This is a genomic window from Klebsiella quasipneumoniae subsp. quasipneumoniae, assembly GCF_020525925.1.
GTDB classification, from domain to species: domain Bacteria; phylum Pseudomonadota; class Gammaproteobacteria; order Enterobacterales; family Enterobacteriaceae; genus Klebsiella; species Klebsiella quasipneumoniae.
Genome location: NZ_CP084876.1, coordinates 1313983 through 1326616, shown reverse-complemented (window position 1 = coordinate 1326616; position 12634 = coordinate 1313983). Strand labels below are relative to the sequence as shown.

Here is a 12634-nt window from a genome sequence, read left to right as displayed (position 1 = left end):
GTTATTGCAGGGTAAAACGCGCGGCCGCCGTTTGTCCTGCCTCATCCATCACCACCAGCTGCCACTCGCCGGGCTTATCCAGAGTTAGCGTGGTTCTCGCGCCGGCGGCATCTATCGGCTGGCCGTTGATAAACCACCAGCGCCGCCCTTCACCACCGCTGGTTTGCAGGGGCAACATCACCCGCGCCTCCCCCGGCAGACGTTTAATCACCGCCCCCTCGCGGACCCCGGAGAGCACCAGCGGCGCGGCATCCTGAGTTTGCAACGGCGGGCATGCCTTCGATGCCGGCCCCAGACGCGCGGAGCGACGTTCCCCCGGCGGTAGCCAGGGATCCAGCGGCAGCGGCCAGACCTCCACCACACTTTCGCGCGCCCCGGGACAATCCGCCGCCACCCGTTCGCCGTGTTCATTGCGCCACACCGGGAAGCGGATCCCGCGCACGCCCTCCTGCCCCGGCAGCAGCAGGGTCGGCGGCTGGCTATCTTCCAGCAGCCAGCTGGCCAGGCGACGACGGCAGTTGCTGTCGCCCGCCGGCAGCGCCTGGCCGCCGGGCCAGCAGAGCGTCCCGCGGCTAACCGTTGCCGGTCGCGGATCGACCGGCAGGCCGCCGCGGCTCATCGCCGGGCGGGCGAGCAGCAGATTATTGACCTGATTGAGCAACGGCACCGCGCTGGCGAAGCCAAACTGCCCCACCACCGGCGTACCGTCCGGACGCCCGGTCCAGATGCCAATCAGATAACGCGCATTGAGGCCCACCGCCCACGCATCGCGATACCCGTAGCTGGTGCCGGTCTTCCAGGCCAGCGGCACCGCTTGCGGGAGTGAGGCATCGGGAACCGGCTGCGCTTCGCCGGCCAGGATGCGCCGGACGATCCACGCCGCCCCCGGGGATATCAGCGCCCTTTCCACCAGCGGGTCTCCGGGCGTCATGCGCAGCCGCGCCGCCTTCCCGTGGCGGGCAAAGGCGCTGTACGCCGCGACGATATCTTCCAGCCTCGCCCCGGCGCCGCCGAGGATCAACGACAGATTCGGCTCGGCGCCGGCGGGCAGCATCAGGGGCAACCCGGCATTACGCAAATTCGCCGCGAAACGTTTGGGCCCGTAGGCTTCGAGCACCTGGACCGCCGGCAGATTCAGGGAGCGCACCAGCGCGTCGCTGGCGCTCACCGGGCCGTGAAAGCCGCTGTCAAAGTTACCGGGGCGATAATCGCTAAAGCGCCGCGGCACATCCTGCAATAACGACGCCGGATGGATCAGTCCTTCATCCATCGCCAGCGCATAAATAAAGGGTTTCAGCACCGACCCAGGCGAACGGACCGCCGACGCCATATCAATGTGGCCAAAGCGACTGTCGTCCGTAATATCCGCCGACCCCACCCAGCCGCGGACTTTCATATCCGTGTGGTCGACGACAACCATCGCCAGCGAACTGCGCGGCGGCAGGCGCGACTTCCAGTTCAGCGCCAGATCCTCGAGCTGCCGCTGCAGTCCGGCATCGAGGGTCGTCACCACTTTTTCCTCACGACTGGTCGCCAGCGTCCGGCGGGCGAAGAGCGGCGCCAGCTGCGGCATCTGCCGCGGAAACAGCCACACCGGCTCCTCCATCGCCTCCTTTACCGCCAGCCTCGGCCAGACGCCCTGGCTGACCATGCGCGCAAGGACTTTATCCCGCGCCGCCTGGGCCCGCTGCGGCCAGCGGTCCGGACGTAAACGGCTGGGCGCCTGGGGCAGCACCGCCAGCAGCGCCGCCTCGCCGTAGCTGAGCTGCGCGGGCGGCTTGCCGAGATAAGCCCAACTGGCCGCGCCGATCCCCTGCAGGGTGCCGCCAAAGGGCGCACGATTCAGATACAGGGTCAGGATTTCGCTCTTTGACAGATGCCACTCCAGCTGCAGCGCCCGCCACAGCTGGCGCAGCTTGCCGCCGAAAGTGCGGGGGTGGGGATCGAGCAGGCGCGCCACCTGCATGGTGAGGGTACTGCCGCCGGAAATGACCCGCCCGGAGGTGAGATCCTGCCAGGCGGCGCGCACTACAGCGAAGGGATTGACCCCCGGATGGCGCCAGAACCAGCGGTCCTCATACTGAATAAACGCCTGCAGATAGCGCGGCGACACGTCGGCGAGAGTCACCGGATAACGCCAGACGCCCTGCGCGTCGGCAAACCGCCATAGGGGGGTCCCATCCTCCGCCACGACCACCCGGGCAGGCGTGACGTCATGCAGCGGCAGCGGCCACAGGCGATCGGCGGTCAGAACCGCCAGCCACAGCAGAAAAATAAACGCCGCCAGCCAGCGCCAGCGGCGTTTTACCCGATGCACTACGCCCATTTACGGCGTCACGGTGAGCGGACCGCTGGCGGTCCCGGTCGCCCGCCACTGCGGCACATACATCGATTCCACCTGCGGCTGCGGGACCTGGTAGGTGCCCGGCGTGACCGCCCGCGCCAGGTAGACCAGCGTCACCGGCTGACCTTCATTGACCGCGACAGCGGCGACGAAGCGGTCGTCGCGGAACTCGATATGCTGAATATCGGCCTGCTGCATCTGGTTAAGGAGGTTTTGCACCGCTTCGCCATTCTCCTGCAGGCTGGCGCTGCTGTTGGCCAGATTCTGGTTTTCCAGCTCGAGTCCCGCCGGCAGCAGGTCAACCACCAGCGCGTCAGGCACGTTGCGTCTGGCGGTCACCTCCAGCTTGACCAGCACCAGTTCGCCGCTGCGCAGCGACGACAGCGACTTCTGCCGCCCCTGGGTATCGAAAACGGCGCGTTCAATCCCCAGGACGTTGCCGCCCGGCTGCGGCGCGCTTTGCGGATAGCCGCTGCTGTCCAGACGCAGCCACAGCGGTTGACTGCCGGTGTTGCTCACCTGCAACGTCGCCAGCCGATCGCCGTCGAGGTTACGGGTTTGCGCTTTATCGCCAGCGAGCGGCTCGGCCTGCAGCGAGGTTTGCGCCTGCCAGTCGCCCGGCAGTTCGGCCAGCGTGCGCCCGGCAAGGAACAGAGCGTTGGTTTCCTGGGTCGACAGCCAGCGCTGGCCGTAGGCCTCTTCCGACAGCGTGCTCAACAGCGTGTTTTGCGCCTCCGGCAGCAGCTTGTTCTCTTCCAGCAGCGCCAGCTTCAGCGCGTCATCGCGAAGCGAGCTGCCGTAATCGCCCAGCCAGCGATTCTCATCATGGCGCGGCGTGGCAACCGCCAGCTTCATGGCCTCATCGCCGCGCGGCGCATCGCCCATGGTTTTCAGCGCAATGCCGAGCTGCAGCAGCGGCAGGCCGGATCGCGCCTGGTCGTGACGGCTCCAGATTTCACGCAATGCGCCGAGCGGGGCTTTTTGCTGACGCGCCAGCACCAGTGCGGCATAGGCCTGAGCGGCAAAGCGGCTTGCCTGGGCGTCGTCGCTGTAGCGCACGGTCATCAGCCCCGGCTCCTGAAGATAGCGCAGCAGGCGTTCATTACCTTTATTAATGGCGTTGACCGGTACGCTATAGCCCTGCTCGCCCGCGCGAACAAGGAAATCCATGGCGTAAGCGGTCAGCCAGTACTCTTCCGGCCCCTCTTTATCCCATAGCGCAAAGCCGCCGTTTTCCAGTTGCATCTGCAGCAGGCGCGAGATCCCGACATCGATTGCCGCGCGACGTTTTTCGTCGCTGTCCCCGCTGATGCCCAGCGCTTTTAGCTGCGCCGCGCTGGTATACAGGGAGGGGAACAGGCCGCTGGCGGTCTGCTCAAGGCAGCCGTAAGGATAGGCTTTCAGGTCGCGGATATAGCGCGCAAGATTCAGCGGCGGCTTGCCGCTGAGCAGCAGCTGGCCCTGCAGCGTCTGCGGGGCGAAACCTGCCGATTGCGCCGCCGGCGCCTGCCAGCTTTCGCCGGGCTGCAGCACGGCGCCGCTGTTGACGGTCTGCGCCGGGAACGCCGGACGAACGCCGATTTTCCACTGCTTCTGCAGCGGGGCGAAGGTTTCCCCCGGCAGGCTCAGGCCGCTGATAGTGGCGCTCACCTGGCCATCGCCAAAGCCCGGCAGCGCGCTCACCGGCACAAACAGCGTGCTGCGCGCCCCCGGCGCCAGCTGCACCGACGTTAGTTGACCCTCGGTCAAGGTCACCAGTCCGCTGGCGGCAAGATGTACCTGCAGAGTTTGCGGTTTATCGGTCAGGTTGCTGAGATCCAGCGCCAGACGGGTGGTGTCGCCGCTGGCGAGGAAGCGCGGGGTATTCAGCTCGGCGATGACCGGGGCGGCCACCACCACTTTATCTTCGCTGCTGCCGAAGTCATCCGCCGTCCAGGCCTGAGCCATCACCCGCAGCTCGCCGTTAAAATCACCGATCGGCAGCGTCACCGTCCCTTCGCCCTGATCGTTCAGCACTACCGGCTGCGCCTGCTGGGCGATGATGGTCACATGGTTAACCGGCGGTTTACCGCCACGTTTTAACTCGTCGCCATCGCCGCCGAAGCGCAGACTGGCCACACGCCCCTGCCCTTCAATCACCTGGCCGTAAATATCATAAATATCCGCCCCATAACGTTTCTGGCCAAAGAAGGCGTTCCACGGATCCGGGGTGGCGTAATCGGTAATATTCAGCACCCCACTATCGACAGCCGAGAGCAGAACGTTAACCTGCTTCGGCGCCTCTCCCTCTTTGACGCTGGCTTTCACTTTCACCGTCAGCGGCTGGTTGGGGCGCATTTTATCCGGGGCCTCCAGCGCCAGCGTCAGGCGACGGTTTTCATCGCCCAGCGGCAGATGCAGCAGGCCCACCGCGCGTTTCGGCGTCGCCGAGCGGGATTTATCGCCGGGGCGAACCACCAGCGTGCTGAGGTAGAGGTCGTGGCGATTCCAGGCGTTATCCACCGGGATCGACAGGTCCATCCCCTCGGCGGGTACGTCAATCTCCTGCCACCACAGCGGCCCTTCGCTGGATTCCACCATCGCGTAGCCTTTACCCGCCGCCGGGGCGGCGATGTGCAGCCTGATGGTGTCGCCCGGCTTATAGCTCGGTTTATCCAGCTTCATGGTGACCCGGTCCGGGCGCGCTGCGCCGGTGCCTTCGCTGTTATCCTGCCAGCTGTAGCCCGCCCAGAAGCGCACGCTGCTGACGACATCGTCCGGTCCTTTCACCTCCAGGCGATAGGAGCCCCACTCTACCGGAAAGCTCACTTTACCGATCTGGCCGGCCTGCAGATCCAGCGACTCCTCGCCCTCCTGCAGATCTTTTTGATCGAACTGCGACTGCCAGCCTTCGCTATCGGACCAGTTCCAGTAATAATCCCGGCGCTCGCGGATCAGCCGCACCTGCAGGCCGGAAACGGCTTTTTTCTCGCCTTTGGCGTCGGCATAGACGATATCGAACGCGGCGTTGCTGTTTTCATCCACCACCGGCTGCTTCACCGTGGTGTCGGTGCGGTAGTCGTAAACGTCCTTCAGGGTAAATTGCGGGCGGATCCCCGGCAGCGCCTCGGCAGGCCAGATCGGCTGCTTAACCGTACGGGTGACCGGACGCCCACCGGACTCCAGCAGGCTCGCCTGCAACACCACCTGCAGCGGCGAATGGCTATCCTGCCACTGGCTGGAGGTGGTCACTTCGCCATGGCCTTTTTCATCCAGCGTCAGCTGGACTTCATCAAGGCTGCGGGAGAGATTTTCTTCTGCGATATCGCCGAACTCAAAGCCCGGCAGCGCGGCGACGGCGTCGCGAAGCGGGCGCAGGAACAGTTTGCCCTGCAGCGTGTTGCCGCTGGCCGGCGCGCCGTAGAGATAAGCGCCGCTGACATCAAAGGCGACATCGGCATTCGGCGCGACAGGCGCCGCCTGCGGCGTCAGCTTCAGCGCCATGCGTTCCGGCATAAAGTCTTCGACGTGGAAATCCCACTCGCGGGGCTGGTTGTCGCCGGTGCTGGCGCGAATGTGCCACATGCCGGTGGCCGCGCCGCTGTCGAGCGGATAAGTAAACTGGTACAGGCCGTTAACCGGTTTGCTCATCACCGAGCGGATCACCTGGCCATCCGGCTGGACCACCTCCAGCTTCACCGGCTGTTCCGCCAGCGGCTTGCCGTCGCTATCGCGCAGCAGCGCATTGAGGATCACCGTTTCGCCCGGACGATAGAGATCCCGTGGGCCAAACATAAAGAACTGTTTGCTGAAGCCTGGCGCGCCGGCAATGGAGAACTCCGCCAGATCCAGCGCCGGCAGTTTGAGGTCGAGCAGCGTGGTCTGTCCCTCTTTGCGCGCCAGCAGCAGCGCGGCTTCTTTATCGGTTTGCAGGGTGACGTGGCCCTGGCTATCGCTTTTCGCCTGCGCCAGGGTCTGCCCTTTGGCGTTGAGCAGCTGGACATCGATACCAGACTGGGCGGCGCCGTTTTCCAGGCTCTGGGTAAAGACGTCCAGCCGGTTGTGGTAGCGATGCGCCGACACGCCGATGTCGCTAAGGGTAAACAGCGTCGCCGCGTTGCTGTAGCTATAATGACCCGCCGGGTTCATGACCGCCACGTAGACGCCAGGCTGCTGGAGCGGCTTGATGTCGCTCAGCGGCAGCAGCAGCTTTTCGCGGGTATTGCGCGCCGGATTGAGGTCAAAGCGGCCGCTGTATACCAGATCGGCCATCTTCAGCAGCTCGTCGGATTCCCAGTTGCTTAATGAATTGCGGTATTCCCACTGGCTGACGAAGGCCGAGAGCGATTCCGGCTTAATGCGGAAGAAGTTCACGTCGACGTTATCGACGTTCAGCGCCATCACCGGCAGCCCGGCGATCACGTTGCCCGGCAGCAGCGAGCCGCGGCTGGCAAATCCGACGCTTGGCGCGATATCGCGGGTAGTCAGGGTCTTCTCGAACGGTTTATCGAGCGTCGCCTTGTTCAGGGCGGTCAGCGTCGGGTCGACCGAGACAATCAGCTCGCGCTTTGGCTCAAGGTGACGCAGACGCAGCTCTTTCAGGTTCGGCGCCAGCTCCCACGCGCCATCAACCTTACCGCTCTTCTTATCCACCAGGTGCACGCTGCGGGAGAAATCCTGGTCCGGCTGCAGCGATACGGAAAAGGTCAGCACCAGGGTCGCGGCGCCATCCAGCTGCACCTCCGAGGCGTCGAGCAGCGTCAGCGCTTTGCCCTGGCTTTTTTCCGCCAGCGCCGCCAGCTGGGCGCTGTCCGGTTTTGCCGCCGCGCCAGGGCCGCTATCGGCGGCCGGCGTCGGGGCCGTAGCCTGCGGTGTACCGCTGTCATCACACCCGGTTAATGAAAATGCGGTAAGGAGCGCCAGTGACAGCGCCGCTAAACGAAATGGTTTCATCCTTCTAACCCCTCGGCCGGTGGGCCTGATGCAAATTATCACTTTTTATTATGCGTTAAGGCGGCGCTTCTCAACAGTGATGACGCGGGTTTCTGCCGATTAATCAGAAAAGTGCCGTGACGTCGTCCCCACTCTGGCGTCCTTAACTTGTCAGCACCCGATAAAACGCCGACAATTCAGTCATGAATAGTAAAACGGAGGCACCTATGTCCACCTCGTTTTTTGTCGCCGCCGACTGGCTGGCGGAACATATTGATGACCCGGAGATCCAGATTATCGACGCCCGCATGGCGCCCGCCGGGCAGGAGGCCCTGCGCGATATGGCCGCGGAGTACCGCGTCGGCCACGTGCCGAACGCGCTGTTTTTCGATATCGAGGCGCTGTCCGATCACACCAGCCCGCTGCCGCATATGATGCCGCGCGCCGAGGCGTTTGCCGTGGCCATGCGCGAACTGGGCGTCTGCAGCGATAAGCACCTGGTCGTCTATGACGAAGGCAATCTGTTTTCCGCCCCGCGCGCCTGGTGGATGCTGCGCGCCTTTGGCGTGGAGAAAGTGTCGATTCTGGCCGGTGGGCTGGAGGGCTGGCGTCGCGACGAGCTGCCGCTGGAACAAGGGGTGCCGGAGGTGGCCGAAGGAGAATTCGACGTGCGGTTCGATCCTCAGCAAATTAAGCGCCTGACAGACGTGCTGCTGGTCAGCCATGAAGGATCGGCGCAGATTGTCGATGCGCGTCCGGCAGCCCGGTTTAACGGCCAGGCTGACGAACCGCGCCCGGGCCTGCGGCGCGGGCATATCCCCAGCGCGCTGAACGTCCCGTGGACAGAGCTGGTGATTAACGGCGAGCTGAAGACCGTCGACGAGCTGAACGACATCTTTTTGCGTCAGGGCGTCGATTTTGATCGGCCCATTATCGCCAGCTGCGGGTCCGGCGTGACGGCGGCGGTGGTCGTGCTGGCGCTCACCACGCTTGGCGTGAACGGCGTCTGTCTGTACGACGGCTCATGGAGCGAATGGGGGGCGCGCAGCGATCTGCCGATTGAACCGGCTCCTGCCGCTCAGTAAACGCCGCATGGCCGCGGACGTCCCGTCCCGCGGCCACTAAATAATTTCTGATTTTCTCCGCCTCATTCTCCTGCCAGTCGCTAAACCAGCTACTCTGTGCTGCCGCAGGGCTTGCGCCTGCCGTGTTGGCTTTACTGCCGCCCACTATATAAGGAAATTGAATGATGGCTTTTTCATTAGCGGATCTCATGGATGTCGTACACAAGCACAACCGCAATCCCACCCCGAAACCGATGCCTGTAGACGAAGTGGATCGCCTGCGCGTCCGGAAATACCGTGATCCGCAAAATAGCGAAACCGTGGCGCTTCCGGAGAGTCTGAAAGCGCTGCTGGCCTACGATTGCCAGCTGACAAGCCCCTACGGTCAACGGGTGCTGGAATCGGCTCTGAACGCCATTGATGAACATGGCGTCCTGCTTTCCGACTCACTGGATGAAGAGGCTTATTATATGAATGGCCTTGATATGATCGGGCTGGATTTTGAAGAGCTAATGCCCGTCTGGAACGACGATCCGCGTCTTCCTGCCCTGATTCGCCTCTGCCATCCCGGGGATCAGCAGGTATTTATCTATGTCACCGAGCGTGATGAACAGGGTGAATATCCTGTCGTCCGCTTCGAGGGTAAAGAGAATGAGCTTTGGCTGGCAGAATCGTCGCTGATTGAATATTTGCAGGGGATTTTTACCGGTGGAAAGGAGAGCCACGACGAATGGCAGCATCAACAAGCCCTCAACGAGTCACGCGATGGCGCCTTGCTGGAGCTGGAATATATTCATGAGGATCTTTACGCCAGGCTCGAAGGTTGTCCTGACTAATTCTCCATTTCCCACCGATAGCGCGATTAACACGCGCCGTCGGGGCCAGCGCCAGGAGTGAGCGTTTAATCCATAACCTGATGGCACCACAAGGAGTGAAAATGGCATTAGTCTCCAACCCACATTCTGCCTATTCCCCGCGCCTTCCCTGGCTGGGAGGCATAGCTGGCCTGCTGGTCGGCGGCGCAATCCTCTACTTTTGGCCGCAATGGAACCGGACATGGTTAAGCCTGGTTCCTGCGCCCGTTTCCGTTTATACCCGCTTTCTCGGCGTCACTTTGGAAGACGTCCCGCTGATCACCTATGGTCATCAGGCGCTGCTGGGTTTTCTGATGGTGCTGCTCGCGCCCGGTTACGGTAAATCGACGCTTGCCGCATGGATGATGCACAACCCGGCGTCAAGCCGCCGCTGGCCCGGCGAGGTACTCCGTGCCTGGGCGATGAAATTTGGCCTGTTGGTCATGGTCTTTTGCAATCTGTTCTTTTTGTCCCGGGTCGGATCCGGGACCCTGGCGTTTTATATTTTTATTCTCCAGCACGTCAGCGTTGCCGCGGCGGTGGCATCAGGGGTGCTGCTGCTGCGTGACGCCCGACGTCTGGCCCGCACGTTCGACGCTCAGCTGGCGGATCTGCGCCTTCTGATGCTCCTCACCCTCGGGTTCCAGACGATTTTGCCGGCGCAGATCGCGCTGATGAGCGCCCGGGGCGTGAATACGCCGCTGGGCTGGTATATCGTCATTGCGCAGATGGTAGGGGTGTTACTGGCGTTTATGCTGGTCGCCGGGCTGGTAGCAGCGCTACGCTATCTGCTGGGAGAGGAAAGGTGCCGTGCCTGGCGCGGGGATATGGCGCTCTTCAACGGCGTCGTCACGCTGTGCGTGACGGGATTTCTGCTCTATAACATGGTGTCAGCCTATCCGCGGATCGTTGCCGCCCTGCATTAACTTTTGCAACCCCGCTTTTGCATCGAGCTGAAAGCATACCGAAACCGGGGGCAACCGCCCCCGCTGTCAGATAATGCGGTTTTGTTTGAAATCGCGCAGGAAGCTGCCCCAGCGCTTTTCATAGAACGGCGTGATATGGGCAATCATAAAGTGGCTGATGCCCTTCTCGCCTTCCACCACCTGGCAAATATCGATCGGCTCATCGCCGGGCAGGGTATCGGTGGCCACGCTGCCGGTGGTCTGAATGATGGACTCGATATCCCCTTCCGCTTCAATGCCGATCAGCAGATTAGCGGGCGCGTCGGCGTGCTCTTTGATCGAGCACAGGAACGCCCGCTTGACGGTTTTCAGCGTTTTGAACAGCGTGGTCAGCGAATCCACCATCTGCGCCGGCGGCTCGGCGACTTCAGACAGCAGCAGCGCTTCCCCCCCTTCCAGCACCGTCTGGGTGCTGAGCGGGCTGCCCTCTTCCCCGAGCAGATGGCTGATTTCGCGCGGGGTAAACGCTTTACCGTTCGGCAGCTTCGGGTTGAGGAACAGCGATTCACCGAGAGTCATCGCCATCAGCGTGCGGGCCGGCATCATCACGAAAGCCTGTTCATCTTCCACCGCCTGCTGCAGGGCCTCAAGCGAAGTGAAGAACGGAATGACCGACGTGCCGTCATCTTTTTCCCAGTGCTGTAGATCCAGCGCACTATCCTCGACAATCTGCTCGCCATCGGCTGCGCGGCCTGGTACCCAGACGGTGGCCTCAAGCAGCGCGCTGAAAAATGCCGGACGATGAGCGGGCTCGGTAGCCGCTTTTTCCAGCAGGGTTTCTAATTCGTTTTTGGTTTCGGACATAGTTTGGCTACTTCAAAAATCGCCCGGCGGCGCTACGTCCGCACGGGCCTGCGGATTTTCCAGGCCGGGTAAGCATAGCGCCACCCGGCAAGGCCATTACTCAGCCGTCAGCAGATTGGCGATAGTACGTACGCCAAGCCCCGTCGCGCCCGCCGACCACTGCTCAACGGCTGATTTGCGATAGGTTGCCGAACAGTCGATGTGCAGCCAGCCCTGGTGGTAGTTTTCCACGAAGTGGGACAGGAAGCCCGCCGCGGTGCTGGCGCCGGCCGGATAGGCGGCGCTGCCGGTATTGTTCAGTTCCGCGAAATTAGAGGGCAGCTGATGACGGTGGAATTCGGCCAGCGGCAGACGCCAGAACGCTTCATTTTCCGCCTGGGCGCTCGCCAGCAGGCGATTCGCCAGCGCATCGTCAAAGCTGAACAGCGCGTGGTAGTCGTTGCCAAGCGCGGTTTTCGCCGCGCCGGTCAGGGTGGCGGCATCGATGATCAGCTCCGGCTTCTGCGCCGAAGCGTCAATCAGGCCATCCGCCAGCACCAGACGACCTTCGGCGTCGGTGTTCATGACTTCGACGGTTTTGCCGTTGCGATAATGAATAATATCGCCCAGTTTGAAAGCGTTACCGCTGATCAGGTTGTCGGCGCAGCACAGATAGAGCTTCACGCGCTTGTTCAGCCCGCGGGTAATAGCGAAGGCCAGGGCGCCGGTGATAGTCGCCGCGCCGCCCATATCGGATTTCATTGAATCCATAAAGGCGCTCTGTTTGATGCTGTAGCCGCCGGAATCAAAGGTGATGCCTTTACCTACCAGACAGGCGTATACCGGGGCTTCTTTATCGCCGGTCGGGTTATAGTCCAGCGCCAGCAAAACCGGCGGACGCTCGGAGCCGCGGCCCACCGTGTGCAGGCCGAGATAGCCCTGCTCACGCAGATCTTCGCCTTTGGTGATGCGATAGCTCATCTTCTCGCCCGCCACGCTGCACAGCAGGTCGACGGCGCGCTGCGCCAGCTGTTCCGGGCCCAGCTCTTCCGCCGGCGCATTGATGGTGTCGCGCACCCAGTCAATAATGGTCAGACGGTTATCCAGCTCGCTTTTCTGCGCATCGTCCAGCGTCGGCCATTCAACTTTACGAGTGCCTTTCGGGCCTTTATAACCCGCCCAGAACGCCCACGCGCGGTCGGTGTTCCAGCCTTCGCCGCTTAACGCGACATGCTTGATCCCCATGCCGTCAATTTTACGCGCCGCGCGCTGAATCAAGCCCAGGTCGTCTTTGCCGTTGAGATGCAGGGCGATGCCGTCATGATTAATGCTGTAAGACGCCTTTTCTCCCCAGCGCGCATCGGCTGGCTGAGTGGAAAGCGTAATCTTCATGGCTTCGGTCATTATCATTATCCTTCTTAGCAAACGGGCCACCGTATGGCAGCCCGTAACGTTCTCTCGCTCAATGATTCATCCGACTTTATACCGCCGCATAAATCATGATGCGAAAATTATTCGGCTTCGTCTAACCAGACTAACAGAATCGCCTCGAGAATTTTTTCATTGGATGCGTTCGGGTCATCATCAAACTCTTCCAGATCGCAAATCCACTGATGCATGTCGGTAAAGCGAACGGTTTTTGGGTCGAGGTCAGGGTAAGCGTCATACAGCGCTTCGCCGATTTCACGACTGTCGGTCCATTTCAGTGCCATA

The 12634-nt window shown here is 62.2% G+C and carries 8 protein-coding genes; 3 read left to right on the top strand and 5 right to left on the bottom strand.

Translation table 11 applies throughout. From position 1 onward, the window contains the following. Position 1: 1 nt before the first annotated feature. Positions 2 to 2326, bottom strand: a complete 2325-nt coding sequence (gene pbpC, locus LGM20_RS06595) for a peptidoglycan glycosyltransferase PbpC (RefSeq protein ID WP_044524343.1) — start codon at positions 2324 to 2326, stop codon at positions 2 to 4. Continuing rightward, positions 2327 to 7276, bottom strand: a complete 4950-nt coding sequence (locus tag LGM20_RS06590; protein WP_044524344.1) for an alpha-2-macroglobulin family protein — start codon at positions 7274 to 7276, stop codon at positions 2327 to 2329. 206 nt (positions 7277 to 7482) lie between these two features. Between LGM20_RS06590 and sseA the strand changes: the two genes are divergently transcribed. The 3 genes from sseA to LGM20_RS06575 all read left to right on the top strand — a co-directional run bounded on the left by sseA (position 7483) and on the right by LGM20_RS06575 (position 10099). Next, positions 7483 to 8340 (top strand): 3-mercaptopyruvate sulfurtransferase, encoded by an 858-nt coding sequence (sseA, locus tag LGM20_RS06585; protein WP_044524345.1) that lies wholly within the window; start codon positions 7483 to 7485, stop codon positions 8338 to 8340. Between the two features lie 164 nt (positions 8341 to 8504). Beyond that, positions 8505 to 9155: a DUF5066 family protein gene (locus tag LGM20_RS06580; protein WP_044524378.1), complete on the top strand. Its 651-nt coding sequence runs from the start codon at positions 8505 to 8507 to the stop codon at positions 9153 to 9155. A 101-nt stretch (positions 9156 to 9256) separates the two neighbouring features. Further along, on the top strand, positions 9257 to 10099 hold the full coding sequence (locus LGM20_RS06575; protein WP_044524347.1) for a hypothetical protein: 843 nt from the start codon (positions 9257 to 9259) through the stop codon (positions 10097 to 10099). A 66-nt stretch (positions 10100 to 10165) separates the two neighbouring features. Here LGM20_RS06575 and sseB read toward each other — a convergent pair whose 3' ends face one another. The 3 genes from sseB to iscX all read right to left on the bottom strand — a co-directional run bounded on the left by sseB (position 10166) and on the right by iscX (position 12633). Then, positions 10166 to 10942, bottom strand: coding sequence for an enhanced serine sensitivity protein SseB (gene sseB / locus LGM20_RS06570; RefSeq protein ID WP_023290641.1), 777 nt, complete (start codon positions 10940 to 10942; stop codon positions 10166 to 10168). Positions 10943 to 11038: 96 nt separating this feature from the next. Next, positions 11039 to 12325 (bottom strand): aminopeptidase PepB, encoded by a 1287-nt coding sequence (pepB, locus tag LGM20_RS06565; protein ID WP_023290642.1) that lies wholly within the window; start codon positions 12323 to 12325, stop codon positions 11039 to 11041. Between the two features lie 107 nt (positions 12326 to 12432). After that, on the bottom strand, positions 12433 to 12633 hold the full coding sequence (iscX, locus tag LGM20_RS06560) for a Fe-S cluster assembly protein IscX (protein ID WP_002913954.1): 201 nt from the start codon (positions 12631 to 12633) through the stop codon (positions 12433 to 12435). Position 12634 lies beyond the last annotated feature (1 nt).

Coding starts and splice junctions, on each gene's coding strand:
- pbpC (WP_044524343.1), bottom strand. CDS start 2,326: ATGGGCGTAGTGCATCGGGTAAAACGCCGCTGGCGCTGGCTGGCGGCG.
- LGM20_RS06590 (WP_044524344.1), bottom strand. CDS start 7,276: ATGAAACCATTTCGTTTAGCGGCGCTGTCACTGGCGCTCCTTACCGCA.
- sseA (WP_044524345.1), top strand. CDS start 7,483: ATGTCCACCTCGTTTTTTGTCGCCGCCGACTGGCTGGCGGAACATATT.
- LGM20_RS06580 (WP_044524378.1), top strand. CDS start 8,505: ATGGCTTTTTCATTAGCGGATCTCATGGATGTCGTACACAAGCACAAC.
- LGM20_RS06575 (WP_044524347.1), top strand. CDS start 9,257: ATGGCATTAGTCTCCAACCCACATTCTGCCTATTCCCCGCGCCTTCCC.
- sseB (WP_023290641.1), bottom strand. CDS start 10,942: ATGTCCGAAACCAAAAACGAATTAGAAACCCTGCTGGAAAAAGCGGCT.
- pepB (WP_023290642.1), bottom strand. CDS start 12,325: ATGACCGAAGCCATGAAGATTACGCTTTCCACTCAGCCAGCCGATGCG.
- iscX (WP_002913954.1), bottom strand. CDS start 12,633: ATGGCACTGAAATGGACCGACAGTCGTGAAATCGGCGAAGCGCTGTAT.